Below are 26434 nucleotides of genomic sequence, written 5' to 3' on the forward strand. Positions count from 1 at the left end.
TCAGACGGACTCGAACGCCCATTGATCCGGAGTTGGATGGGCACGAACCTCACCGGACGACAGAGCGGGCAGGTGAACCACCTCGCCTCGAACAGCAAAAAGCCCCCGTGACATGTCACGGGGGCTTCTCTGGCGGAGGATAGGGGATTTGAACCCCTGAGGGCGTTAACCCAACCCGCGTTCCAGGCGAGCGCCATAGGCCACTAGGCGAATCCTCCGTGGGGGAGCTTACCCGGTTACCCCCACCATCTCCCAAATCGGGAGGCGCGAAGGGTGGTGATGTGTTGTCGGACGAGAGGCGGCTACACTTCCTAACGGATCCCGCGCGGCGCGCATCCTGTGAACTCCCCCAGGGCCGGAAGGCAGCAAGGGTCAATGGGCTCTGCCGGGTGCGCGGGGTCCCCTTTATTTCAGTGACATCGACACTGTCCGGGGAACCCGTCACCGAGAGGCCGCTCCGCATGCCAGCGCAAACCCAGTTGGGTCTGATGAACCATGAGGAGCTTGCCTCCGAGCACGAGCGGCAGAGCGCGAAGTACACGCAGCTCAAAGCCGAGAAGCTCACTCTCGATCTCACTCGCGGCAAGCCGTCGCCCGAGCAGCTCGACCTGGCTGCTGACCTGCTGACGCTTCCGGGTGCGGATTACAAGGACGGCAACGGCACCGACTGCCGCAACTACGGCGGCCTCGCGGGCCTGCCGGAACTGCGTGCCATCTTCGGCGAACTGCTCGGCATCCCGGTGAAGAACTTGCTCGCCGGCAACAACGCCAGCCTCGAGATCATGCAGGATCTGGTGGTCTGGGCGCTGCTGCACGGGCTGCCCGATTCTCCTCGCGCCTGGTCGGCCGAGCCGAACGTGCGCTTCCTCTGCCCTTCGCCCGGCTACGACAGGCACTTCGCGATCACCGAGAGCTTCGGCATCGAGATGATCCCGGTTCCGATGGGGCCCGACGGCCCGGACGTGCACGAGATCGCCAACCTGGTGGCGTCGGATCCGCAGATCAAGGGCATGTGGGTGGTGCCGAACTACGCGAACCCCACCGGTGCCGTCTACTCGGATAACGTCGTTCGCGCGCTGGCCACCATGCCTGCGGCCGCACCCGATTTCCGACTGTTCTGGGACAACGCCTACGCGGTGCATCCATTGACCGAGGAATTCGCGCCGTCGTACGACGTGTTGGGCATGGCCGCCGAGGCCGGGTTCCCCAACCGCCCGTTCGTGTTCGCGTCGACCTCGAAGATCACGTTCGCCGGTGCGGGGGTCAGCTTCCTCGGCAGTTCCGAGGAGAACCTCGCCTGGTACCAGAAGCATTTCGGCAAGAAGAGCATCGGCCCGGACAAGTTGAACCAGCTGCGGCACCTGCGCTTCTTCGGCGACGCCGCCGGTGTGCGGGCCCACATGGCCAAGCATCGCGAGATCCTGGCCCCCAAGTTCGCTCTGGTGCAGCAGATCCTCGAGGACCGTCTCGGTGCGTCGAAGATCGCATCCTGGACCGAACCCAAGGGCGGCTACTTCATCAGCCTCGACGTACTCGAGGGCACGGCCGCGCGGTCGATCGCGCTGGCCAAGGAAGCCGGAATCGCTCTGACGGCCGCCGGCTCGGCCTTCCCGTACGGAAAAGATCCGGAAGACAAGAACATTCGCCTCGCCCCGAGCTTCCCGTCACTCGGTGAGTTGGAGAAATCGATGGACGGCGTCGCGACCTGCGTTCTGCTGGCCGCGACCGAGAAGCTGCTCGAAGGCTGACGCACGTGAGCGGAACCTCGTAGCAGGCTACGAGGTTCCGCTCACATGCGGCGAAGCCGCTCAGTGCCCGACGACTACCGCACCTTCGGGAGCCGAAGGCAACGGTCCGTTCTTCAGCAGCGTGGCCGACAGCACCGCGCCGAGCAGGAAGATTCCCGACGCCCACCAGAACGTGGTGGTGTAGCTGGCGATCTCCGCGTTGGCCTGCAGCAGTGCCGCGTCGGTGGCCGTCGCCATGTTCGAGCTGACGTAGCTGGTCGCTGCATTGGCGGCCACGGTGCTCAGCAGCGCCGTGCCGATCGAGCCGCCCACCTGCTGCATCGTGTTCACCGTTGCCGATGCGACACCGGAATCGTCAGGGTCGACGCCCGAGATCGCGCCCTGCATGGCCGGGGCCATGGTGGCACCGAGGCCGAGGCCCATGATGACCAGGCCGGGCAGGATGTGCGTGACGTAGCTGCTGTCGACGTCGATCTGCGTCAGCAGTGCCATGCCGATCGAGGCCACGACCAGGCCGGTCGTCATCAGGATGCGGGGTCCGAAGCGGGGCAGGATCAGCGCCGTGGACAGCGTCGCCGTGAGGATCAGCGACGCGATCATCGGCATGAACGCGAACCCGGTGGTGATGGGTGTGTACTTCAGCGTGTTCTGCAGGTAGTACGTCAGGAACAGGAACACCGCGAACATGCCTGCGCCGGTGACGAATACCGCGAGGAATGATCCCGCACGAGTGCGGTTCAGCACGATCCGCAACGGCAACAACGGATGCTCGACGCGCATCTGGATGGTCACGAACACTGCGAGCAGTACGACACCGGCGGCCAGGAATCCGAGGGTGACCGAGTTGCCCCAGCCGTCGGACTCGGCGTGAGCGAAGCCGTAGACGATGGAGAACAGTGCGGCCGAGACGGCGAGGGTGCCGGGGATGTCGAGCTTGGGGCGGACGTCGACCTTGTGCTTGGCCAGGAACAGGAACCCGCCTACGAAGGCGAGTGCGGCGAAGATCAGGTTGACGTACAGGCTCCAGCGCCAGTTGGCCCATTCGGTGAGCATGCCGCCCAGCAGCAGGCCGAGAGCGCCGCCGCCGCCGGCGATGGCACCGAAGATGCCGAATGCCTTGGCGCGTTCCTTGGTATCGGTGAAGGTGGTGGCCAACAGGGACAGGGCCGCGGGGGCGAGCAGAGCGCCGAAGACGCCCTGACCGGCGCGAGCCGCGACCAGCATGCCGAAGTTGACGGCCGCGCCGCCCACAGCCGACATCAGCGCGAAACCGACGAGCCCGATGAGGAAGGTGTTGCGTCGTCCGAAGAGGTCGCTCAGTCGTCCACCGAGCAGCAGCAGGCTGCCGAACGCGAGTGCGTACGAGGTGACGACCCAGGAGCGGTCGGCGTTGTCGAAGCCCAGGTCGAGCTGGGCGGCGGGGAGTGCGATGTTCACGATGGTCGCGTCGAGCACGACCATGAGCTGAGCCAGCCCGAGCGTCGCGAGAATCAGCCAACGATTCCGATGCGAACGTTCGTCGACCGGCGTGGTGTTCGACGTGGCGTCGCCCACGTTCTCCGATGAAAGGGTGGTCATAGTGTCCTCGGTTCGACTATGCGGAGGTGTACCCTCCGGTTGTAGAGATAAGGTAGCAGCTAAGTGGAGGGATGTCCTCCGCTTATCGGGTGAAACGGACATCGAATGAGTGTGAGAGCGGACACAACGGCATCGAAGCCACTACGGGCGGATGCCGAACGCAACCGTCGACGCATCGTCGACGCGGCCCGCGAACTGTTCGCCTCACACGGCATCGACATCACGCTCGACGACGTCGCGGCGCACGCCAAGGTGGGCGTCGGCACCGTCTATCGGCGGTTCTCGTGCAAGGAAGAACTGATCGACGGCGTGTTCGAGCAGCGTCTCGAAGACATGCTCGCGACCGCCGAACGGGCGCTCGAAGCCGAGGATCCGTGGGACGGGTTGGTGCAGTTCCTCGGCGATGTGTGCGCGGGAATGGCACTCGATCGCGGTCTCGGAGACGTCGTACTCGGGTCCGATCAGGGCTGCCGAGGGATCGCTCAGGTTCGCTCGCGCATCGATCCGTTCTTCGAGAAGATCGTCGAACGAGCACTGGCATCCGGTCAGCTTCGGCCCGACGTCGCCGTCAACGACTTCTATCCGGTGCTCGGCATGATCGGCGCGAGCGTCGAATTCTCCAGCACCGTCGACGCGTCGAACTGGCGACGCTATTTCACCGTGTTGCTCGACGGTCTGCGCGGCGACGGCGTTCCTCGGTCGACGCTGCCGGGGCGCCCGTTCACCAGCGACGAGGTCGATGCGGCCAAGACGGCGATGCATCGTCGTCGACGCTGATCGTGAGGAGAACGAACTAGCCCTATGCGTTGTGTGGCGCATCACGTAAGGTGCGTCACGATAAGTGCTACACGGGGTAGCGCTCACTTGAAGTCAAGTGATCGACGTTGGGGGTTATCAGGTGCGTTGCAAGCGCGTGTTCGGGTCGGCTGTTGCGGTAGCAGCAGTATTCATGGGGGTGACGGCACCCGCGGTGTCAGCGGCACCCTCGACGGGATCGACCGTCGAATCCGATTTCTACATTCCACCGAGCCCGCTCCCCGCAGGCTCCCCGGGTGACGTGATCCGGTCCGAGCCCTCGCATCTCGCGCTGTCGGTTCCCGGGATCGGTGGCCCGCTGCCCGGTGCTGCAACCCGAATCATGTACCGCAGCAACGATTCCAACGGCGAGGCCAATGCCGTCACGGGAACCTACATCGATCCCGCCGCGGCGTGGACCGGGCCCGGCCCGCGTCCGCTCGTCGTCCTCGCCCCGGGAACTCAGGGTCAGGGCGATCAGTGCGCGCCGTCGAAGATGCTCAACAACGTCATCACTTACACCCCGCCGCTCGGCTTCATGGTCGAGTACGAGGTGCTCGCGGCATATTCGCTGCTCTCGCAGGGCTACGGCGTGGTCATCACCGACTACGAGGGCCTCGGTACTCCGGGTGCGCACACGTACGTCAACCGCGCCTCGGAAGCTCACGCAGTGCTCGACGCGGCCCGCGCCGCACAGAACCTGCAGGGCACCAAGATCTCCGCCGACGGCCCGGTGGCCGCGTACGGCTACTCGCAGGGCGGCGGAGCAGCCGCTGCTGCAGCGGAACTCGCTGATGAGTACGCACCCGAGATGAACCTCGTCGGCACCTACGCCGGCGCACCTCCCGCGGATCTGAAGGCGACCCTCGAGCAGGTCGACGGCACCATTCTCACCGGAGTCATCGGATACACCCTCAACGGTCTGCTCAACTCCGACCCCGGTCTGCAGCCCATCATCGACGAGAACATCAACGACGCGGGCAAGGCCATGCTGAACCTGGTCGCGAATCAGTGTGTGGGAGAAACGATTCTGAACGTCGGGCTGCACCGCACCAACGAGTACACCAAGACCGGTGAGCCGCTCTCGGTGGTGCTGGACAGGCTGCCCGTCGCTCAGGAGATCCTGGCCAAGAACAAGATCGGTGAGCGGACGCCGAATGCTCCGGTGCTGATTCAGTCCGGTACGTCCGACGACATCGTTCCCCACGGACAGGCCGTCGGACTGGCCGGTGACTGGTGCGGCAAGGGTGCCACCGTGCAGCTGAGCGCCGCGCAGGTTCCGGCCATCGTGCCGGGTTCGGGTGCCGGACACCTGATTCCGGATATCCTCGGCCTCGGCGAGGCGCAGAACTGGATCAAAGACCGGTTCAACGGGGTGCCCGCGCCGTCCAACTGCTGATCTTCTCGGTACGGCCCGCGTGAGTCAGCGCGGGCCGTACATGATCACCGCGACGCCGATCAGTGCGATCGACGCTCCGGTGATGTCCCACCGATCAGGTCGGAAACCGTCGACCACCATTGCCCAGAGCAACGATCCCGCGACGAACACCCCGCCGTACGCCGCCAGAATCCGACCGAAGTTCGCGTCGGGTTGCAGCGTCGCCACGAAGCCGTAGGCACCGAGAGCGATCACCCCGGCTCCGGCCCACAGCCATCCGCGATGCTCTCGAATCCCTTGCCACACCAACCATGCTCCGCCGATCTCGAACAGAGCGGCGACGCCGAACAGCACTATCGACTTCAACACAGTCATGGCGTTCAGCGTCGCACAGCGCCGTGGGAGGTGTAGAAACAAGTGTTCGGGGGTAAGGCCTACAGGCCCAGCAGGGCCGAACGGTAGGGGTTGAGTACTTCATGCGGGACAGTTACGCCGAGACATTGGATTCGCTGGCGTCGAATTTGTCCGAAATGTCGCGAATTGCCGAGAAGGCGATGGCGGACGCGACTCGATCGTTGTTGACGGCGGACATCGTTCTCGCCGAGCAGACGATCGAATACCGCGAAGAGATCGACATGCTGGCAGTCGAATGGGAGCACGGAGCCTTCGGCTTCCTGGCCCTGCAGGCCCCCGTTGCCCACGATCTACGACGCGTCGTCTCGGGCATCAACATCGTCGCCGATCTGCAACGCATGGGTGGCCTGGCCGTACACATCGCCGAACTGGTTCGCCGTCGCCACCCCGCGCACGTACTGCCGCCCGAGGTCGAGGGCGTGTTCGAGCAGATGGGTCGCGTTGCCGTCGCGCAGGCAGAGTCCACGCAACGCGTCCTGGAGACCCGTGATGCCGAACTCGCCGCCGACCTGCGAATTCAGGATCAGGAGATGGACGCGCTGCACCGCAGCCTGTTCATGTTGACCTCCGCACCCGACTGGCCGCACGGCGTGCCTGCCGCAGTGGACATCACGCTGCTCGGGCGCTTCTACGAGCGATACTCCGACCACACCGTCGAGGTCGCCAAACGAGTCATCTTCCTGGTGACCGGCGATCGCCCCACCGACGAGTCATAGCCTGCGCGAACGGCTCGAAGATGGCAGGATCGGCACGATGAAACGTGATGTCTCTGCGTACCTCGATGTCGACGTGACCGAGGCCAGCACCCTCGAGTTCCAGATCGCAATTGCACCGCATCCAGGAACCGATGTGTGGGAAGCACTCTCGTTCACACTCGACGGTCAGCCGATCGAGGCGCAGGAGATCAGCGGTGCTCACGGCACCCGCATCCACAAGATTCACGCCGGCGTCGGCAAGCTCGAGGCGTCGTACTCGGCGACCATCTACGGCAACACCGAGCCCGCTCCGGTCTCCGACTACGACCTCTCGCTGTACCTGCGGCCCAGCCGCTACGCCGAAGCCGACAAGTTCTTCGGCTTCGCGGCAACGGAATTCGGCTCGTACCCGCCGTCGGAGAAATTGCTTGCCGAGGTGTCCTCGTGGGTCGGCGCGCGGCTGAGCTACGTACCGGGCAGCAGCGACCCCATCGACGGCGCAGTCGACACCCTCCTCGCCGGTGCCGGCGTCTGCCGCGATTACACCCACCTCGTGGTGGCGCTGCTGCGCGCCGTCAACGTCCCTGCTCGCCTGGTCGCGGTGTACGCGCCGGGTTGCGATCCGATGGACTTCCACGCGGTCGCCGAAGCATTCGTCGAAGGCCAGTGGCGAGTGGTGGACGCGACCTGCCTCGCCCCGCGATCGACCCTGGTGCGCATCGCCACCGGACGCGACGCATCCGACACCGCCTTCCTCGACAACCACGGCGGATCGATCATCCTCAACAGCGCCGTCGTCGGAGCCGTCGTCGACGGACCGCTGCCCTTCGACGACATCACGCAGTTGGTCTCGATCACCTGACTTCGGGGGTGCGTGGCAGGATCGAGGCCATGTCTCGCACACTGCACCTCGTCGGCGATCCTGAGGCCGATGCACTGCTCGCCGAGGATCCGTTCGCACTGTTGATCGGCATGCTGCTCGATCAGCAGGTACCGATGGAATCGGCGTTCGCAGGACCGAAGAAGCTCGTCGACCGTCTCGGTGATCTGAACGTCGACACCGTCGCCGACGCCGATCCCGACGAGTTCGCGGCCCTGTGCGCGCAGACCCCGGCCGTCCACCGGTTCCCGGGTTCGATGGCCAAGCGCATCCAGGGGCTCGCGGCGTTCCTGGTCGAGAACTACGACGGCAAGCCACAGGAGATCTGGACTCGCGACAACCCCGACGGTGCCGAAGTACTGAAGCGACTCAAAGCACTCCCCGGCTACGGCGATCAGAAGGCCCGCATCTTCCTCGCGCTGCTCGGCAAGCAGATGGGCGTCACGCCCGACGGGTGGCGCAAGGCCGCCGGAGCGTACGGCGACGACGGTGCGCGTCGATCCATCGCCGACGTGGTGGACGAGAAATCGCTGCTCGAGGTACGTGAATTCAAGAAGGCAGCGAAAGCCGCAGCCAAGAACAAATAAGTCTGTCGGTGCCCGTCGATACAGTGGCCAGAACTTTCACCGGGGGGGCGAAATGACCGACAGTATCGAGACCTACGAGGGCTGGCTTGCGTCTCTCGACGAGGACGCACTGACCGATCTGCTGCATCGTCGGCCGGACGTGGCGACCGACCCGCCGCCGCGCTCGTTCGGCTTGCTCGCGCAGTTGCTCGGTGCACCGTCTCGCGTGTCGATGCTGCCGCGTCGACTCGACAGCGGCGCGCTCGCTCTCCTCGAATTGTTCGCGCTCATGGGCGATCTGAGCCGCGCCGAGATCGGGCACTGGGCGAGTGAGGGCTCCATCAACCAGACGCCGCACATCGATGCCGCTCTCGCCACACTGACGGCCTACGGGTTGATCTGGCCGCACTCCTCGCCCGGTGCAGGCACGGTCGAATACTCACCCATCGATCTGTCCGGGGTGTTCTCGCATCCATTCGGACTTGCCCGCAGGCAGCGAAAGTTGTTCCTGCACTGCGCCGTCGAGCAGGACCGGCTGGCTGTGCTGTCGATCCTCGGAATCGACCCGTCGCTTGAGCGAGGGGCGCGCGCCGACGCCGTTGCAGCCGCGATGACGCCCGAACGCATCCGTGAACTGTTCGACGGTGGGCCGGAGGAGATGCGAGCGATGTTGTCTCGCTTCGTCGATGGCAAGCCGGTGTCACTGATCTTCGACATTCCATCGAGCGCGGGGACGCCTGCCTTCGAGCGGGGATTGTTGTACCGACTCGACGGGCACCGCGTCGAGATGCCGCTGGAGGTGAGCATCGCCCTGCGCGGGGAGGGGTGGCGTCTGCCCATCGAACTCACGCCGCCGACCTTCGACACCCGCGTGCTCTCGCACGACGACGTGCGGCGCACTCGTTCCATCGCACTGCTGCAGTTCTGCGAACACACGCAGGCATTGCTGACGGCCATCGACGCCGACGGCCTGACGACGATGAAGACCGGCGGCGTCAGTGCCAAGGAACTTCGGTCGCTGACGAGCAGGTTGGGATTCGCCGACGAACACGACACCGCGTTGATGTTGATGCTGGCACGCGAAGCCGGGCTGCTGACCGAACGCGGAAAGACCGGTGTCGCGTTGACCTCGGCCTACGAGACATGGTCGACGAGTGCCCGAGCCGAACAGGCGGCGACGCTGGTGACCGCGTGGTGGAGTTCGCCCTTCACTCCCACTCATAGAGTGCCCCGTGCGTCCCAGAAGACCGTTCCCGTGCTCAAGAAGATGCTCGACGACCCCGCGGCAGCGGACCTGCGCGCGACGGCGCTGACAGCTCTGCTCCGATACGAGGACGTCGCCTCGCCGGTGACGGTTCTGCAGGATGCCGAGGAGTTCGCCCGGTACCTGGACTGGCACATCCCGGTCGTCTCGACGAGCGCCGGGCCCGGCCACGTGCACGCGCTGTGGCTGGAGGCGAGTCGACTCGGGATACTGGCCGACGGTGCGCCGACCGATCTGTGCCGCACCCTCACCGAGTTCCCCGCGGGTCGAGACGGTGACCCGAGCGAAATCCGTGCGGCTCTGGCCGCACAGTTGCAGGACATGGCCGAGTGGGTTCCGTTCTCCGTTCGGCTGTTGCCCGATTCCACGGCGGTGGTGACCGGACCACCCAGTACCGAGGTGGCGTCGATTCTCGGCGCGGCCGCGCAGCCCGAGTCGAGGGACGTCGCATCGGTCTGGCGGTTCACCCCCGCGACCATCCGAGGGTTCTTCGACACCGGTGGCACCGGCGACGAGTTGATCGATGCGTTGACCGCGATGGCCGACACCGACGTACCCCAGGCTCTGAGCTACACGATCCGGGACTGCTGGCGTACCTACGGCGCCCTGGCCGTGCGCAGAATTCCCTGCGCCATCGTCTCCGAGGACGTCGTCCTGCTGACGAACATCGAGACCGACGAGTCCCTGGCCGTGCTGCAGTTCCAGCGCCTCGCTCCCACCGTTCTGGTCAGTTCGGCCACGCCGATCGACACCATCGCAGTGCTCCGCAGGCACGGATACTCCCCGGTGCGGCACTCCGACACCGGGCAACTCCAACTCGACAGCGCACCCCGGATCCGCGCGGGGGACACCCGGCCGACGCATCGTGCCGTCCACCAGGCACGGCACCGACGCGAACCACGCGAGCTCGCGCGGCTCCTGCTGGCCGGCAGCAGCGGAACCGTCGACGAGGCACGAGTGCGGTCTGCGCTGGATTCGCACAGCCGACTGCTGCCGCGAGAGCTGGATCTGTTGACCGACGCCGCAGCGCGCGGCACACCCGTCACGATCGACTATCAGAACTCCAGGGGAGCCATCGTGCGGCATGCGATCTCGGATGCGTTGCAGGACGGCCATTGGCTGTACGCGCTGTCGGAATCGACCGGAAGCCGCGAGAGCTTCGCCGTCATGAACATCAGAGCGGTATCCACCGCCGCACAATGACCGGCGATGCAACTGTGTCCGTGGTCGCCGGTACCCTTTCGGGCGTGGCCCTCTACCGGAAGTACCGTCCTGCGACGTTCGCCGAGGTCGTCGGTCAGGAGCACGTCACCGAGCCGATCAGCGTGGCGTTGGACAGCAACAGAATCAACCACGCCTACCTCTTCTCCGGGCCGCGCGGCTGCGGAAAGACTTCCTCGGCGCGGATCCTCGCCCGATCGCTGAACTGCGCCGAAGGTCCCACGTCGACGCCCTGCGGCGTGTGCAACTCCTGCGTCGCCCTCGCCCCCGGCGGACCCGGCAACTTCGACGTCGTCGAGATGGACGCGGCCAGCCACGGTGGCGTCGACGATGCCCGTGATCTGCGAGACAAGGCCGTGTACGCCCCGGCCGAATCGCGCTACGTCATCTTCATCATCGACGAGGCACACATGGTGACCCCGGCGGGCTTCAATGCGTTGCTCAAGGTCGTCGAGGAACCGCCCGAGCACCTCGTCTTCATCTTCGCGACCACCGAACCCGAGAAGGTTCTCCCCACCATCCGCTCGCGTACCCACCACTACCCGTTCCGGCTGCTCGCGCCGTCGACGATGCGCGTTCTGCTGGAAAAGATCTGCGGTCAGGAACAGGTCCCGGTCGAAGACGCGGTCTACCCGTTGGTCATCCGCGCCGGCGGCGGCTCGCCCCGTGACTCGCTCAGCGTCATGGATCAGCTCCTCGCCGGAGCCGGGCCGGAAGGCGTCACGTACCCGCGAGCACTGTCGCTGCTCGGCGTCACCGACGTCGCGCTCATCGACGAAGCCGTCGACGCATTGGCTGCGGGCGACGGCGGCGCACTGTTCGGCACCGTCGACAAGGTGATGGACGCCGGCCACGACCCACGCCGGTTCGCCATCGACCTCCTCGATCGCATGCGAGACCTGATCCTGATGAAGGCCGTGCCCGACGCCGGAGAACGCGGTCTGGTCGACGTGCCGGGCGACGTACTCGAGCGACTGCGTGACGAGGCCGATCTGCTCGGCTCGGCGACGCTGACTCGCTACGCCGAGATAGTGCACTCGGGACTCGGCGAGATGCGCGGTGCCACCGCCCCGCGTCTGCTGCTCGAAGTGATGTGCGCCCGCATGCTGCTGCCCTCGGCCTCCGACGCGGAATCGGCGGTGCTGCAGCGACTCGAACGCGTCGAACGTCGCTTGGACGTCACCCTTCCGGCGGGGGAGCAGGCAGCCGTCGCCCAGGCAGTTGCGGATCCGACGCGACCGCAACTGCAGCCCACCGAGGAGCCCGCCCCCTCGGGTCCGGCACCGGTGAGCAAATTCCAGCGACCGTCACAGCGCCCCCCGGCCGCAGAGGCAACAGCGCCCGCATCGGCACCGGCTCCGGTGGCGGCCGCACCCGCTGTCTCAGTCCCGGTGCCGACACCCGCACCAACACCGGAGCCCGAGCCGGTTCCGACACCCGCACCAACACCGGAGCCCGAGCCGACACCTGAGCCAGCTCCGACACCTGAGCCAGCTCCGGCACCCGAGCCCGCACCAACACCCGAGCCCACACCATCACCCGAGCCTGCGCCGGCGTCAGTATCCGAGTCCGAGACCGCCCCGGAATCTATTCCTGTGCAACAGGATTCGGCCCCAGCCGCCCCGGCTGCACCAACTGCCCCGACGCCGCATGAGGATTTTCCGCCGGAGCCCGAGGACGATTACGGTCCCGAACCGGATCCCGTGTTCGAGTCGGAACCGGAACCCGTGGCGGCCCCTGCCGCCGCGTCGAACGAGCCCGACGCGGCTGCGGTTCGCGCGGTGTGGTCCGAGGTGCGTACGAAAGTGCGGGAGCGGAGCAGGACCGTCGAGGTGATGCTGTCCGGAGCCTCGGTGCGCGCGGTCGAGAACGGCACCATCACGCTCGGGCACGACTCGGCACCGTTGGCCAAGCGTCTGGAGGAACCCCGCAACGCCGACGTCATTCGCGACGCTCTGCGTGACGTGTTCGGCGTCGAATGGTCGGTGGTATGTCTGGTCGGTGCCGCGGCACCACCGGAACAGTCATCAGCAAAAAAAGATGAACCGGCAGCGAAACCCGCGTCGCTGCCGAAGTTCTCGAGGCCGAGCCAGGCAGGGGCTCCCCGTCCCACGTCGGACGGGTTCGGATCAGCGGGCGACGGATCCTCGGCCGGCATCGGGGCGGACGACATTCCGATGCCGGAAGCCCCGGACTATCCGGACGAGCCCGAGCCGGTAGGCCCACCGCCGCCGGAGACCCCGGAGGACGAGGAAGAGCTGCTCAAGGCTGCCGCCGAGCCTGCCGATCCCACGGTTCGCCGGGACCCGGAGACAGTCGCGATGGAGCTGCTGGTGAGCGAACTGGGAGCGGTACCGCTCAAAGAGATCTGATCGACGGGTGACTCAGCCGACGGTGAGATCCTCGTTGTCGGCGAACACCAGGCGGCCACTGTCGAGTGCCACGGCCCAACGCCGTGCCACCGCCCATTCCCTCGACGTGGTGTCGGGGGTCTGCACGCCGAAATCCTCGACGATGGCTCCGGTCTCGTACGCGTCCTGACCGGACTCGTCGTCGGTGCCGGTGGTGTGAATGCGTACTTTGACGCGGGCGCCCACGGTCAGTTCGTTGTCGGTTTCCATGGAGGGTCTTCTTCCGCGCTCGGTAGATCTGATCTATCCGAGTGTCCCATGCCGACTTCGTTCAAACCTGAACTTCCGCGCCGGTCATGGAGAACGCTCGTTTCGGTCCTTATGTCGGATCGACCCGCGGCCCTACTGTGAAGTGAGCTGAGGTCTGTTGTGGCCTCGCATCGACGCGGTCGGCCAGCACGGCGACGGCGACGCCGATCGAGAATGTGGAAGGAACTGCGCGCTGTGACTACAGAGGCATTCATTTATGAAGCCATCAGGACTCCCCGAGGCAAAGGAAAGAACGGCTCCCTGCACTCGGTGAAGCCGATTTCCCTGGTGACCGGCCTGATCGACGAGCTTCGTCGACGTTTCCCCGACATGGACGAGAACCGGATCTCCGACCTCATCCTCGGAGTGGTCTCGCCCGTCGGAGACCAGGGTGCCGACATCGCCCGCACTGCCGTGCTCGCTGCGAAGATGCCCGACACCGTCGGCGGCTTCCAGCTCAACCGTTTCTGCGCGTCCGGCCTCGAGGCCGTCAACCTGGCCGCGCAGAAGGTGCGTTCGGGTTGGGACGAGCTCGTCGTCGCCGGTGGCGTCGAGTCGATGTCGCGTGTGCCGATGGGCAGTGACGGCGGCGCATGGGCCATGGACCCGGCCACCAACTACGACACCTACTTCGCCCCGCAGGGCATCGGGGCCGACCTGATCGCCACCATCGAGGGCTTCACCCGTGAAGACGTCGACGCGTATGCCGTCCAGTCTCAGGAGCGCGCCGCTGCGGCGTGGTCCGGCGGCTACTTCGCCAAGTCCGTCGTGCCGGTCACCGACCAGAACGGTCTGCTGGTCCTCGATCAGGACGAGCACATGCGTCCGGGCAGCACCGTCGAATCGCTCGGCAAGCTGAACCCGGCCTTCACCGGTATCGCTGCCATGGGCGGATTCGACGACGTCGCACTGCAGAAGTATCACTGGATCGAGAAGATCGATCACGTCCACACCGGCGGTAACAGCTCCGGCATCGTCGACGGCGCAGCACTCGTCCTCGTCGGCAGCGAGCAGGCCGGCAAGGATCTGAACATGGTTCCGCGGGCGCGCATCGTCGCGACGGCCACCAGCGGTGCCGACACGACCATCATGCTGACCGGGCCGACCCCGGCGTCGAAGAAGGTTCTCGCCACCGCGGGGCTGACCGTCGACGACATCGATCTCTTCGAGCTCAACGAGGCGTTCGCGTCCGTCGTGCTGCGGTTCCAGAAGGATCTGAAGATCCCGAACGAGAAGCTCAACGTCAACGGCGGAGCCATCGCTATGGGCCACCCCCTGGGCGCTACCGGCGCGATGATCACCGGCACCGTGCTCGACGAGCTCGAGCGCCGCGGCGGTCGCTACGCGTTGATCACCCTGTGCATCGGCGGCGGCATGGGCGTTGCCACCATCATCGAGCGAGTCTGAGGTAAAGGCATGAGCAACAACATGATTCAGTGGGACCAGGACGCCGACGGCATCGTCACGCTGACAATGGACGACCCCAACCAGGGCGCCAACACGATGAACCAGCTGTACAAGGATTCGATGGGTGCCACCGTCGAACGCCTCGAGGCCGAGGTCGACTCCATCACCGGTGTCGTGATCACGTCCGCCAAGAAGACGTTCTTCGCCGGCGGCGATCTGCACACCCTCATCGCAGCCAAGCCCGAGGACGCCCAGCAGGTGTTCGACGAGGTCCAGGAAGTCAAGGGGCAGCTGCGTCGCATCGAGAAGCTCGGCAAGCCGGTCGTGTCCGCCATCAACGGCGCAGCACTCGGCGGCGGACTCGAGATCGCCCTCGCGACGCATCACCGCATCGCGGCCGATGTCTCCGGCGTCCAGATCGGTCTGCCCGAGGTCTCGCTCGGACTGCTTCCCGGCGGCGGCGGCGTTGCTCGCATCACGCGACTGCTCGGCATTCAGACCGGTTTCATGACCGTCCTCGCCCAGGGCACCCGGTTCCGTCCGACGAAAGCTCTCGAGATCGGTTTGATTCACGAATTGGTCGGCAGCATCGACGAATTGGTGCCCGCCGCCAAGGCGTGGATCAAGGCCAACCCCGAGGGTGGCGTCGCACCGTGGGATGTCAAGGGCTACAAGATCCCCGGCGGAACGCCGTCGAACCCGAAGCTCGCGCAGATCCTGCCTGCATTCCCGTCCAACCTGCGCAAGCAGATCAAGGGTGCACCGATGCCGGCTCCGCGCGCGATTCTCGCTGCGGCAGTGGAAGGTGCGCAGGTCGATTTCGACAACGCGTGCACCATCGAGTCGCGGTACTTCACCGAGTTGGTCACCGGTCTGGTGTCCAAGAACATGATTCAGGCGTTCTTCTTCGACCTGCAGGCGATCAACGCCGGCAAGTCGCGCCCGGACGGCATCGAGAAGACCACGTTCACCAAGGTCGCGGTTCTCGGCGCGGGCATGATGGGCGCGGGCATCGCGTACGTGTGTGCCAAGGCCGGAATCGACGTGGTGCTCAAAGACGTTGCCATCGAGTCGGCTCAGAAGGGCAAGGCCTACTCCGAGGCGATCGAAGCCAAGGCACTCTCGCGTGGCAAGACCACCCAGGAGAAGTCCGACGCTCTGCTGGCCCGTATCCACCCGACGGCCGACGCCAAGGACGTCGAAGGCGCAGACCTCGTCATCGAGGCCGTCTTCGAGTCGGAAGAGTTGAAGCAGAAGGTGTTCCAGGAGATCGAGGACCTCGTCGATCCGACGGCACTGCTCGGTTCCAACACCTCGACGCTGCCCATCACGAGCCTCGCTCAGGGCATCAAGCGTCAGGAAGACTTCATCGGCATCCACTTCTTCTCACCCGTGGACAAGATGCCGCTGGTGGAGATCATTCGCGGCGAGAAGACGTCGGATGCAGCCTTGGCCAAGGCATTCGACCTGGTCCAGCTCATCAAGAAGACCCCGATCGTCGTCAACGACAGTCGCGGCTTCTTCACCTCGCGTGTCATCGGCACGTTCATCAACGAGGCCATCGCGATGTTGGGCGAGGGCGTCGAGCCGTCGACCATCGAGCAGGCCGGACTGCAGGCCGGTTACCCGGCTGCGCCGCTGCAGCTCTCGGACGAGCTCACGCTCAACCTTATGCAGAAGATCCGCAAGGAGACCTACGACGCGCTCATCGCCGCGGGTCAGACTCCTCCCGAGGATCCGGCCGGTGCCGTCATCGACAAGATGGTCGACGAGTTCGAGCGTCCGTCGAAGGCCAAGGGTGCGGGCTTCTACGAGTACGAGGACGGCAAGCGCGCCGGACTGTGGCCCGGACTGCGTGATGCGTTCAAGTCGGGCTCGGCGGACATTCCGTTCGAGGACCTCAAGGAGCGCATGCTGTTCATCGAGGCCATCGAGACGCAGAAGTGCTTCGACGAGGGTGTCCTGAACACCACCGCCGACGCCAACATCGGCTCGATCTTCGGCATCGGATTCCCCGCCTGGACGGGCGGCGTGCACCAGTACGTCGTCGGCTACCCGGGTGGTCAGGCCGGATTCGTCACTCGTGCAGACGAATTGGCAAAGAAGTACGGCGATCGCTTCCAGGTTCCAGCCTCGCTGCGCTGACCCCATGTGAGCGGAACCTCGTAGCAGGCTACGAGTTTCCGCGCACATGCGCGTAGCGCTCACCCGCGGTGCGCGATCAACCTCTCGGCGCCGTCTGTGAATTGTTGCTTCATCAATTCGCAGGCGGCGTCGATGTCGTTTCGAACGAGTGCCTCGATGAGGGCCTCGTGGTTGCGTACTGTCGCTCGGCCCCAGTCGCGGTCGGTGGCGTAGAGGCGGGTGGGTGTGTAGCGGGTGGCGTTGTTGAGAAACCACGCCAGTTTCGCGGATTCGGCGAGTCGGTTGAGGACTCGGTGGAACTCGAATTCGCAGTTCTCGACGTCCTCCGGCCGACCGTTCTCGACGGCGACCGACAGTGCGGCGGTGAGCTCGGCGAGCCGGTCGAGCTCGGCCTCGGTGATCTTCGGCGCGGCGCGGCGAACCAGCTCGGCGGCGATGTGGCCCTGCAGCCAGAAGATGTCGACGATGTCGCTCGGCGTCAGGGGCGAGACCTTGTATCCGCGATGCGGGACGAGTTCGACGATGCCCTCACCCCGCAGCGTCAGCAGTGCCTCGCGAACCGGAGTGACGCTCACCCCGAGTTCGGCGGCGGTCTCGTCGAGTCGGATGAAGTCGCCTGGGCTCACCTCGCCGGACATGACGAGGTGCCGGACGTGGTTGGCCACCTCCTCCGACAGCTGCGGCCGTCGGCGCAGAACCGATGCTCGACGCTTGTCCACCATTCCGAAAGCCAATCACACGGCGGGCTTCGTGCGAAGGAGGACCTTCGCGACCGGTTCGACGACTCGGGCCGCGATGGGCCCCAGGATGGCCATCAGCAGTACGTATGCCGTGGCCAGAGCAGCCAGCTCGCCCTCGACGGCTCCCGCGGCCACGGCCAGCCCGGCGATGACGATGGAGAACTCGCCGCGGGCCACGAGGGCCGCACCGGCGCGCAGTCGGCCCGGTCGCCCTATTCCTTGACGCCTGGCCGCCCACCAGCCCGTCGCGATCTTGGTCGCTGCGGTGGCGACCGCCAGGACGATAGCCCAGCCGAGCACCGGCGGGATGGTTGCCGGATCGGTGGCGAGACCGAACACGACGAAGAACATCGCTGCGAACAGATCCCGGAGGGGTTCGAGAACGCGGGTGGCGTTGGCGGCCGTCGAGCCGGAGATCGCGATACCGAGCAGGAATGCGCCGACGGCGGCCGAGACCTGCAGTTCCGACGCGATTCCGGCCACCAGCAGGGCAGCGCCGAGGACGTTGAGGAGCATGACCTCACGGTCCTTGCTGTCGAGCAGCGAGGAGACCGAGCTGCCGTAGCGCAGAGCGATGACCAGGACGATCGTGACCACCAGCAGGGAGATCCCGAGAGCTTCGAGCCCGCCGAGGAAACTGGCACCCATCAGGACCGTGGTGAGGATCGGCAGGTAGACGGCCATCGCGAGGTCCTCGAACACCAGGATGGAGAGCACGATGGGGGTTTCTCGGTTGCCGAGCCGGCCGAGGTCGGTGAGGACCTTGGCGATGATGCCCGAGGACGAGATGTAGGTGACACCGCCCATCACCAGTGCTCCGACGCCGCCCCAGCCGAGTATCAGTGCCACCACTGCGCCCGGAGTGAAGTTCAGAGCGATGTCGACCAGGCCCGCCAGCCAGGATCGGCGCAGTCCGGTGACGAGTTCGGTGGCGGTGTACTCGAGTCCGAGCAGGAGCAGCAGCAGGATGACGCCGATTTCGCTGGCGATCTCACTGAATTCGTCGATGCCGGCGAGGCTGACGATTCCGCCGTTGCCGAAGGCGAGACCGGCGAGAAGATAGAACGGAATGGGGGAGACCCCGAACTTGCCTGCCACGCGGGCGAGTAGGCCGAGGACGAAGAACACCGCTCCCAGTTCGGTCAGAGCGAGTGCAGTCTCGGCCACCGGGTCAGACCCGACGATTGTCAGGCATTGCCGAGGATCTTGGCAGCTGCGTCCAAACCGTCGGCGGTTCCGACGGCGACCAGCAGATCGCCCGAGACGAGGGTGAAGCCGGGAGTGGGTGACGGTTGTACTTGGCCCGCGCGCATCACTGCGACGATCGAGACGCCGGTCTTGGTGCGCATCCCGGTATCGCCGAGGGGGCGGCCGTCGAAACGCGAGCCCTTCCTGACGGGGAGCTGGCGGGTGTTGATGCCGGGGAGGTCGCGATGCTGTTCCCCGAGCTGAGCGATGAGTTGCGGCGACCCGAGCAGATTGCCCAGAGCCGCCGCTTCCTCATTGCTCAACGTGATGGATTCCTGCGTCGCATCGGGGTCGTCCTTGCGCGAGACGATCAACTCGTTCGCGCCGTCCTTGCGGGTGATGACGCCTATGCGACGCCCGGAAGCGAGGGCGAAATCCTTCCGCACCCCGATTCCCGGCAGCAGGGTCACTTCGACGTTCATGGTCGAAATGCTAGCCCTGCAGGCAACGCATTATCGCCGGATCGGGTGTGAGCCCGACCCAGGTCGATCAGGATGCGACGGCAGCCAGGAGGGCTTCGCGCTGGTTTGCACCGAGGCCACCGATACGGCGGGTATCGGCGATGGACAGCTGCTCGAGCAGCTGTGCGGCGCGCACGGAACCAACACCCGGCAGGGCCTTGATCAGGGCGGACACCTTGGTCTTCTTGACGATCTCGTCGTTCTCCGCCTTGGCGAGAACGTCAGCGACGCTGAGTTCGCCGGACTTGACGGATGCGAGCAGCTTCGACCGCGCAGTGCGTGCCTCGGCCGCCTTGGCCAGCGCCGCGGTGCGCTGTTCCGGTGTCAATACTGGTAAAGCCATGGCCTGTTCTCCTCGATTGTGGTGACCCGTCGCTCGTTGACAGGTCTCGACCCTCTTGCATCGTGCCTGGTGGCTCTCCCAATCTAACCGAACAACACGACTGTCATTCCGGTCGAGCCACCGAACCTTCCCAGCCAGGCTACGTCCTATCCGATTCGGGGTGTGCCCCGACCAGCACTTCGGCCCCGTGTCGGCTCGCGAAGGGCGTCGTGTACCGGGCATGTTCGACGCCTCCCTGCCCGCCTTTCAGGCAGGTGCCGGCGAGTAGGTCTTCCGGAGTGCGACCTTGACCACCTTGCCGCTCGCGTTGCGCGGGAGGGCGTCGACGACGACCAGATCCTTGGGGTGTTTGAACCGCGCGAGATGGTCGCCGAGCCACACGAGAAGCTCGTCGAGTGTCAGGTCCGGGGTGCCGGGCGAATCGTGCAGTGCGACCACCGCGACGGGCACCTCACCCCATCTGTCGTCGGGGCGGCCGATCACCGCGGCCTCGAGAATTCGGGGGTGGGAGAACAGGACGTTCTCGACTTCGGCGCAGTAGATGTTCTCGCCGCCGGAGATGATCATGTCCTTCTTGCGGTCGACGACGAACACGAAGCCTTCCTCGTCCTGGCGTACGAGGTCGCCGGAGTGGAACCAGCCGCCGTGGAATGCGTCCGCCGTCGCGTCCGGGTTCTCCCAGTAGCCCTGCATCAATGTGGGCCCTCGATAGACGATTTCGCCGATCTCGCCCTGCGCCACGTCGTTCATCTCGTCGTCGACGACGCGCGCGGCGATGGTCGGGATGACGCGTCCGACGGAGCCGAGTTTGCGGACGGCGTCGACGCCGTCGAGCACGCAGGTGATGGGCGACATCTCCGTCTGCCCGAAGACCGCGACGTTGAGCGCTCCCGGGAACGTTGTCGACATCGCGCGCAGGACGGTGTCGGAGGCCGGGGCGGCACCCCAGGAAATGACCCGCAGGGCAAGTTCTCTCGGGTTCGCGGCCTGCTCCGCGCACATCGCCTGCCATTGCACGGGGACGAGGAAGAGATTGGTGACACCCTCGGCGGCGAGTACGTCGAGCAGGGTGCCCGGATCGAACGCACCGACCGGGTGGACGACGGTGGGAATGCCGAGCAGCAGGCTCGGCGCGAGACTGCCGAGTGCGGCGATGTGGAACATCGGTGAGGCGCAGAAACCGACCTCGTCGGTGGCGCTCATCTGCAGTGCCCGGATGCAGGTGAAGGCCTGGGCCTGCATGTTCGCGTGCGTGAGGACCGCGCCCTTGGGTCTTCCGGTGGTACCCGAGGTGTACATGATCAAGGCCGGGGCGTCGTCCGGAACGTCGACGGTGTCCGCCGGTTCAGCCGCGGACAGCAGCGCCTCGTAGTCGTCCCCGACGGTGATGATTCCGTTCAGTGAATCACTCTGCGCCACAACTGCTTCGGCCAGCGGAGTGAGCGTGTCGTCGGTGATCACCAGGGTGGAGCCACTGTTCTGCGCGAGAAAGGCCACCTCGGGCGGAGTCATCCGGAAGTTCACCGGCACCGCCAGAGCCCCGAGCGCGTTGATTGCCAGCACCGCCTCGAGGTACTCGGGTCGGTTGAGCATCACGATCAACACCCGGTCGCCGAATCCGATTCCGCGGCTCTGCAGAACGCCTGCGCATCTCGACACGCGGTCGTCGAGTTCGCGCCACGAGATCGATCGCCCCTGGAATCGGAGCGCCACGGCGTCGGGCTGCATGAGGGCGTGCCGTCGAACGTGGTTGTTCCAGTTGTTTCGGTTGGACAACCGGGGTTCGTTCGGGTGAGCGGCCATCGCCGGTTCCTCTCGTCAGCGGTAAGAGCAGGGGATCGAATGTGATGCAGCCTACAGATCGGGCACTGCTTTGTCCGGAGCTTCGTCGACTGCATTTCTGCAGCTCAGCCCTGCAATAAGTTTGCGATCATTCGCATCGATGCCGCTACTATGGGGAATCGAGACGACCGGCGGTGCAAGGGCAGGCGATGAACGAGACAGGTACGACGGCGCAGCGGCGTCGGCCACGGAATCGAAAGGCGCAGATTCTGGTGGCCGCGGCCGAGGCCTTCAGCGAGCGCGGCTATCACCCCGTCGGAATCGAGGACATCGCCGCCACCGTCGGCATTTCCGGGCCTGCGCTGTACCGGCACTTTCCCACCAAGTACTCCTTGTTCGTCCACACCGTCACGCGGATGACCGACTCGTTGGTCGCGGCAACCGATCCGGCCGTCATCGATGTGGAGGATCCGCAGGCTCGGATCGACGCGGTCATCGGTGCCATCATCGCCACCACCCTCGACAATCGGCGCACCGGTGGGTTGTATCGATGGGAGGGGCGCTATCTCGTCGGTTCGGACCGTGAGTACTTACGCCGAGCGCTGCGAACGGTGCACGAGCGGGTGACGGTCCCGCTGCGACAGCTTCGCCCCGATCTGTCCGAATCCGATGCAGCGCTGCTGGCCACCGCGGCAATCAGTGTGGTCGCCAGCATCACCGCGCATCGATCGGCGTTGTCGGCCAAGCAGATCGAGGAGTCGATGCTCGCTGCCGCACGGTCGGTTCTGTGGACCGAACTTCCGCAGCAGGGCAGCGCATCTCCTCACCGCGAATCCGTGCTCGAGCATGCATCGAAACGCGAAGAGCTGCTGCATCATTCGATCAGGCTGTTCTACCTGCACGGCTACCACGAGGTGGGCCTGGACGACATCGGCGCAGCGGCGTCGATCACTGCCTCCAGTGTGTACCGCTATTTCCCCAGCAAGGCCGAACTGCTCGAGGCTGCGTTGCACCGTGCCAACGACCAGCTCACCGACACCCTCGCCGGTGCGCTCGAGCAATCGAGCTCCCCGGTCGACGCGGTGCGGACGTTCGCCAGGCTGTACACCGAATTGACCTTCAGGCAGGGCGAACTCGTGGCCGTGTACTTCGCCGAGATCGGAAATCTGCCGGCCGATCGGCGGACGACGCTGCGCAGAATTCAGCGCCACAACATCGACGGCTGGGCGCAACTACTGCGGGAAGCACGGCCGAACACGAGCGTGGTGGTCTCGAAATTTCTGATCCACGCCGCTCTCGGGTTGGTCTTCGACGTCGGTCGCACGGTGCGGTTCGAGCGCTCCGACCGAACCATGGCCCGTGTGCAGCAGACGATGACAGCGGTACTGCTGGGGTGATCGCCGCCGGACTCAGGCAGGCGTGGCCACGGCGGTGTACGGGCAGGCACCAGCTCCCAGATCCCGAGGGCGGTAGCCGACGGGATAACCGGGGTAGGTCTTGTTCGACGCGTCGGCGGTGGCCCGCGAGTGAGTCCGCTTGGGCAGGAACCGCTCCACCCGGGCTCGGGCACGCAGAGCCCGTACGGCGGCCCGCTCGATCGTCGCCGAGCCGGACGGGAAGCCGAAGGCACCCGCCATCCTGTCGTCCAGCAATGCGAAGACTGCCTGTTTCACGGCGGGGGTGAGCGCGGCGGGGTACCACGAGCAGTACAGCTCGAGGGTGTACGTGCCGATCCGTCGGTTGTCCTCGCTGAAGCGGAACGTGCGCTCCTCGTAGTCGAGCTTGAACTGCGCGAGCTCGGTGTACGAGGAGGGAATGTTCTTGATTCCCATCCGCTTTCCCACTTCGCAGTAGAAGTGGAACGTTGCGAGTCGTTCCTTCGGATGCAGGCGACGCCATCCGTAGGTGTCGATCCACTCGATCGGCTCGTAGATGAACGTCGTCAACACGTAGAGCATGTCGTCGTTCGAGATGTCGAACTGCCCGTGCATCCGGTTGACCATCCGAAGCGATTCGCGGCCCCGCTCGGAGTCGTATCCGTGCTCGAGCAATTCGGCCATCAGCAGCGCGGTGTCGTCGTAGCGCTTCTGCGGCCTGTTCTCGAATTCGCCGGTCCTGACCAACAGAGCCGAGATGGTCGGCACACAGTAGGTACGGAACAACGCGAATTCCAGTGCACGCTGGTAGTCCCACGGAAACTCGTAGCCGGCGGTGATGCGGTGGATCGTGTGGCAATCCCGTACCGGGTCGAGTTCCTCGATGCGGCGGAGCCAGCCGAAGCGCCCCTTCTTCGGCCTGATGTCCATGGTCAGCCCCGTCCGTGACGAAGCTTGAGCGCCAGCACGGACAGCTTCATGTTTCGCGCTTTGCGCTTCATCGTCAGCAGATTGACCGGAGCTGCAAAACTCTGCACGGTCATCGATTTCACGGTGCTGAACTCACGGAGGCCGTCGGCACCGTGGATGCGGCCGAATCCCGAGTCGCCCGTGCCGCCGAACGGCAGCGCCGGAACACCGGCGAAGCCGAGCACCGAATTGACCGTCACGACACCACAATCGAGCTTCTCGGCGGCGCGTCTGCCCACCGCTCCGTCCTGGGTGAACACCGATGCGCCGAGTCCGTACTTGGACGCGTTGGCGCGTTCGATGGCCTCGTCCAGATCGCGCACCTTGTTGACCACCACGGTCGGACCGAAGGTCTCCTCGGTGATCGCCGTCGAATCCTCGGGTACGTCGGTGAGAACCACCGGGTCGATGTACGGACCGTGCAACGAGTCGAGTCCGCCGACGACCGCCTTGCCGCCCTTGGCCAGAGCGTCCTCGATCTGGCCGCGCACGATGTCGCTCTGCTTACCCAGCGTCATGGGACCGTACGACGAGGTCTTCGTTCCGCCGGGCTTCAGTGCCCTCACCGCGGCGGTGAACTCGCCGACGAATCGGTCGTACACAGGAGCCGCGACGTAGATGCGTTCGACGCCCGCGCAGGTCTGCCCGGCGTTGCCCATCGCGCCGAACGTCGCGAATTCCACTGCGGCAGTGATGTCCGCGTCTGCGTCGACGAGCATCGCGTCCTTGCCGCCGCACTCGGCGACGAGTGGGGTCAGCGACTTCGCGCAGGTGGCCATGACCTTCTTGGCCGTGGCGGTGGATCCGGTGAACGCGATCTTGTCGACACCGGATTCGACGAGGGCGGTGCCGGTGGATCCGTCGCCGGTGATCGTCTGGAACACCGGGTGCGGAGCGGCAAGCGACTGCCACTTCTCGGCCAACCAGGTCCCGACGCCAGGCGTCAGTTCGCTCGGTTTGAACACGACGGTGTTGCCTGCCGCGAGGGCGTACGCGATCGAACCCATCGGTGTGTAGAGCGGGTAGTTCCAGGGGCCGATCACTCCGACGACACCGAACGGGCGGTACCCGACGTAGGCCTTCTGGTTCACGGCGAGCAGGCCCGATCCGACCTTGCGCTGCCGCAGGATCTTCTCGGCGTTGCGGGCCGCCCAGTCGAGGTGTTCGACGCCGAGCATGACCTCGAGCAGAGAGTCCTCGTCCGGCTTGCCGGTTTCGGCGGCGATGACGGTAGCGAGGCTCGCGGCGTCCTTGGCGATGGCGGACTTGAATTCGAGCAGCCACCTTTTGCGTCCGACAAAACCCTGCACGTCCCACCAGCGCGCGGCCGACCGGGCGCGAGCGACGGCGACGTCGACCTCTGCGGTGCCCGCGATCGGATACGTGGCGAGCGCGACACCTGTTCTGGGGTCGAGGCTTTCGAAGGTGCTCTCGTTCGTTCGTTCGATCTGGTCTGTCACGGGCTCTATCCTCCAGCAGATCGCATCACATATATTTGATGTGATTCAATGTTGTCCAGGACACACTATGCGTCCGATTCGGTTGCTACAACCCCCGCCGCCTCGATGTGCAGGAGCCGATTCATGAGTATCGATCTCACCCAGGAACAGACCGCGTTCGCCCAGGCTGTCGCGTCCTTCTGCGCCAAGGAGGCCGGCACCCGCGCCCAGCGGGACGCGCTCACCGAGCACGGGAAGCACACCCACAATCAGGCGCTCTACGACAAGATGGCCGAGCTGGGCTGGTTGGGTGCGATCATCTCCGAGGAGCATGGCGGGGCGGGCGGCAGCACCGTCGACCTGTGCATTCTGCTCGAAGAATCTGCCAAGGCCATGGCTCCCATCGGCGGCATCGGACCCACCCTGATCACCGGCGCGGCCTACGAGAAATTCGGCACACCCACACAGAAGGAGACCGTTCTCGGCGGCATCGTCGCCGGGCGGAGCTATTCGATCTCGATGTCCGAGCCCGAGGCCGGCTCGGACGTCGGCAACCTCAGCTGCCGCGCCGAGAAGACCGACACCGGCTGGCTGATCAACGGCCAGAAGACCTGGTGCTCCAACGCGCACTTCGCCGATCGGATCCTGCTCGTCGCACGCACCGGCAGGAGCGGAGCCGGCGGAGCGACCCAGGGAGGCAGAGAGGGTGGGAAGCACGAAGGCCTGACGATGTTCGACGTTCCGGCCGATGTCGAGGGCCTGAACATCGTCGGCATCGACACGATGGGCGGCAAGGAAGTCAACGACCTGTACTTCACCGACTGCGCGCTGCCCGAGGACGCGGTGGTCGGGGTGGAAGGGCAGGGGTGGTCTCAGCTGATGACCGGTCTGAACATCGAGCGCCTCATTCTCGCGGCGATGATGCTCGGCACGGCGCAACGAGCATTCGACGACACACTCGACTTCATCACCCAGCGACAGCAATTCGGACGGCCCGTCGGAACGTTCCAGGCACTGAGGCATCGCATTGCCGATCTGGCCACCGAGATCGAGTGCGGCCGGCTGCTGGTCTACCACGTGGCTCGGTTGGTCGACGAGAATCCGACGAAGCTCTTCCCGCGCGAGGCGTCGATGGCCAAGCTCAAGCTCACCGAGACCGCCAAGAAGGTGGCGCTCGAAGGCATGCAGATGATGGGTGGCTACGGCTACGCCACCGAGTTCGACATGGAAAAGCATGTCAGGACCACTCTCGTGTCCTCGATCTACGGCGGTACCAACGAGATTCAGCGCGACATAATCGGCAAGACGTACGGACTGTAGGTCAT

General features: G+C 65.4%; 22 protein-coding genes, 1 tRNA gene and 1 other RNA gene. 13 read left to right on the plus strand and 11 right to left on the minus strand.

Annotated features, from left to right (window positions below):
- Nucleotides 1-130: 130 nt before the first annotated feature.
- Nucleotides 131-218, minus strand: a tRNA-Ser gene (locus CH291_RS12265).
- A 95-nt stretch (nt 219-313) separates the two neighbouring features.
- Here CH291_RS12265 and ffs point away from each other — a divergent pair.
- Both ffs and CH291_RS12275 read left to right on the plus strand, forming a co-directional pair.
- An RNA gene (ffs, locus tag CH291_RS12270) (signal recognition particle sRNA small type) lies at nt 314-408 on the plus strand.
- Between the two features lie 53 nt (nt 409-461).
- Nucleotides 462-1748: an aminotransferase class I/II-fold pyridoxal phosphate-dependent enzyme gene (locus CH291_RS12275; protein WP_094687740.1), complete on the plus strand. Its 1287-nt coding sequence runs from the start codon at nt 462-464 to the stop codon at nt 1746-1748.
- A gap of 60 nt (nt 1749-1808) precedes the next feature.
- Here the strand turns inward: CH291_RS12275 and CH291_RS12280 are convergent, their stop codons facing one another.
- Nucleotides 1809-3326, minus strand: a complete 1518-nt coding sequence (locus CH291_RS12280) for a DHA2 family efflux MFS transporter permease subunit (protein WP_094687616.1) — start codon at nt 3324-3326, stop codon at nt 1809-1811.
- A 105-nt stretch (nt 3327-3431) separates the two neighbouring features.
- Between CH291_RS12280 and CH291_RS12285 the strand changes: the two genes are divergently transcribed.
- Together CH291_RS12285 and CH291_RS12290 are read left to right on the plus strand one after the other, a co-directional pair.
- Nucleotides 3432-4103 carry a TetR/AcrR family transcriptional regulator gene (locus CH291_RS12285; RefSeq protein ID WP_068050447.1) on the plus strand — a complete coding sequence of 224 codons (672 nt, stop codon included), beginning with the start codon at nt 3432-3434 and terminating at the stop codon, nt 4101-4103.
- Between the two features lie 172 nt (nt 4104-4275).
- Entirely contained in the window at nt 4276-5520 is a 1245-nt protein-coding gene (locus CH291_RS12290) for a lipase family protein (protein ID WP_094687741.1), read from the plus strand.
- Nucleotides 5521-5544: 24 nt separating this feature from the next.
- Here the strand turns inward: CH291_RS12290 and CH291_RS12295 are convergent, their stop codons facing one another.
- The gene (locus CH291_RS12295; RefSeq protein WP_068050448.1) at nt 5545-5874 is read right to left on the minus strand and encodes a YnfA family protein; all 330 of its coding nucleotides are present in this window, start codon (nt 5872-5874) and stop codon (nt 5545-5547) included.
- A 101-nt stretch (nt 5875-5975) separates the two neighbouring features.
- On the opposite strand from CH291_RS12295, the gene phoU reads away from it, so the two are divergent.
- The 5 genes from phoU to CH291_RS12320 are packed head-to-tail and all read left to right on the plus strand — an operon-like array spanning nt 5976 to nt 12911.
- A complete protein-coding gene (gene phoU / locus CH291_RS12300; RefSeq protein ID WP_068050449.1) occupies nt 5976-6629 on the plus strand; it encodes a phosphate signaling complex protein PhoU in 654 nt (217 codons plus the stop codon).
- A gap of 37 nt (nt 6630-6666) precedes the next feature.
- The gene (locus tag CH291_RS12305) at nt 6667-7470 is read left to right on the plus strand and encodes a transglutaminase-like domain-containing protein (RefSeq protein ID WP_068050450.1); all 804 of its coding nucleotides are present in this window, start codon (nt 6667-6669) and stop codon (nt 7468-7470) included.
- A 29-nt stretch (nt 7471-7499) separates the two neighbouring features.
- Nucleotides 7500-8075 (plus strand): HhH-GPD-type base excision DNA repair protein, encoded by a 576-nt coding sequence (locus CH291_RS12310; RefSeq protein WP_094687742.1) that lies wholly within the window; start codon nt 7500-7502, stop codon nt 8073-8075.
- A gap of 52 nt (nt 8076-8127) precedes the next feature.
- Nucleotides 8128-10521, plus strand: coding sequence for a helicase-associated domain-containing protein (locus tag CH291_RS12315; protein WP_094687617.1), 2394 nt, complete (start codon nt 8128-8130; stop codon nt 10519-10521).
- 44 nt (nt 10522-10565) lie between these two features.
- On the plus strand, nt 10566-12911 hold the full coding sequence (locus CH291_RS12320; protein ID WP_094687743.1) for a DNA polymerase III subunit gamma and tau: 2346 nt from the start codon (nt 10566-10568) through the stop codon (nt 12909-12911).
- A 12-nt stretch (nt 12912-12923) separates the two neighbouring features.
- Here CH291_RS12320 and CH291_RS12325 read toward each other — a convergent pair whose 3' ends face one another.
- Nucleotides 12924-13160 carry a hypothetical protein gene (locus tag CH291_RS12325; RefSeq protein ID WP_068050455.1) on the minus strand — a complete coding sequence of 79 codons (237 nt, stop codon included), beginning with the start codon at nt 13158-13160 and terminating at the stop codon, nt 12924-12926.
- Between the two features lie 234 nt (nt 13161-13394).
- Here CH291_RS12325 and CH291_RS12330 point away from each other — a divergent pair, with 234 nt between their 5' ends.
- Entirely contained in the window at nt 13395-14606 is a 1212-nt protein-coding gene (locus CH291_RS12330) for an acetyl-CoA C-acetyltransferase (protein WP_094687744.1), read from the plus strand.
- A gap of 9 nt (nt 14607-14615) precedes the next feature.
- Entirely contained in the window at nt 14616-16751 is a 2136-nt protein-coding gene (locus tag CH291_RS12335; protein ID WP_094687618.1) for a 3-hydroxyacyl-CoA dehydrogenase NAD-binding domain-containing protein, read from the plus strand.
- A 59-nt stretch (nt 16752-16810) separates the two neighbouring features.
- Here the strand turns inward: CH291_RS12335 and CH291_RS12340 are convergent, their stop codons facing one another.
- The 5 genes from CH291_RS12340 to fadD5 form a co-directional block, all read right to left on the minus strand.
- Nucleotides 16811-17473, minus strand: coding sequence for a GntR family transcriptional regulator (locus CH291_RS12340; RefSeq protein WP_068050457.1), 663 nt, complete (start codon nt 17471-17473; stop codon nt 16811-16813).
- 12 nt (nt 17474-17485) lie between these two features.
- On the minus strand, nt 17486-18658 hold the full coding sequence (locus CH291_RS12345) for a cation:proton antiporter (protein ID WP_094638738.1): 1173 nt from the start codon (nt 18656-18658) through the stop codon (nt 17486-17488).
- Between the two features lie 20 nt (nt 18659-18678).
- Nucleotides 18679-19161 carry a cation:proton antiporter regulatory subunit gene (locus CH291_RS12350; RefSeq protein ID WP_094638737.1) on the minus strand — a complete coding sequence of 161 codons (483 nt, stop codon included), beginning with the start codon at nt 19159-19161 and terminating at the stop codon, nt 18679-18681.
- 67 nt (nt 19162-19228) lie between these two features.
- Nucleotides 19229-19543, minus strand: a complete 315-nt coding sequence (gene mihF, locus CH291_RS12355; RefSeq protein WP_008712632.1) for an integration host factor, actinobacterial type — start codon at nt 19541-19543, stop codon at nt 19229-19231.
- Nucleotides 19544-19789: 246 nt separating this feature from the next.
- On the minus strand, nt 19790-21346 hold the full coding sequence (fadD5, locus tag CH291_RS12360) for a fatty-acid--CoA ligase FadD5 (RefSeq protein ID WP_094638736.1): 1557 nt from the start codon (nt 21344-21346) through the stop codon (nt 19790-19792).
- Nucleotides 21347-21534: 188 nt separating this feature from the next.
- Between fadD5 and CH291_RS12365 the strand changes: the two genes are divergently transcribed.
- Nucleotides 21535-22722 (plus strand): TetR/AcrR family transcriptional regulator, encoded by a 1188-nt coding sequence (locus tag CH291_RS12365; protein WP_068050467.1) that lies wholly within the window; start codon nt 21535-21537, stop codon nt 22720-22722.
- A 12-nt stretch (nt 22723-22734) separates the two neighbouring features.
- Here the strand turns inward: CH291_RS12365 and CH291_RS12370 are convergent, their stop codons facing one another.
- The gene (locus CH291_RS12370) at nt 22735-23631 is read right to left on the minus strand and encodes an oxygenase MpaB family protein (RefSeq protein WP_068050468.1); all 897 of its coding nucleotides are present in this window, start codon (nt 23629-23631) and stop codon (nt 22735-22737) included.
- Between the two features lie 2 nt (nt 23632-23633).
- Entirely contained in the window at nt 23634-25151 is a 1518-nt protein-coding gene (locus CH291_RS12375; protein ID WP_373455129.1) for an aldehyde dehydrogenase family protein, read from the minus strand.
- A gap of 102 nt (nt 25152-25253) precedes the next feature.
- Between CH291_RS12375 and CH291_RS12380 the strand changes: the two genes are divergently transcribed.
- Nucleotides 25254-26429: an acyl-CoA dehydrogenase family protein gene (locus tag CH291_RS12380; RefSeq protein ID WP_094638735.1), complete on the plus strand. Its 1176-nt coding sequence runs from the start codon at nt 25254-25256 to the stop codon at nt 26427-26429.
- Nucleotides 26430-26434 lie beyond the last annotated feature (5 nt).

It is taken from the genome of Rhodococcus sp. 14-1411-2a (genome assembly GCF_002259485.1).
In the GTDB taxonomy this organism is placed as follows: domain Bacteria; phylum Actinomycetota; class Actinomycetes; order Mycobacteriales; family Mycobacteriaceae; genus Rhodococcoides.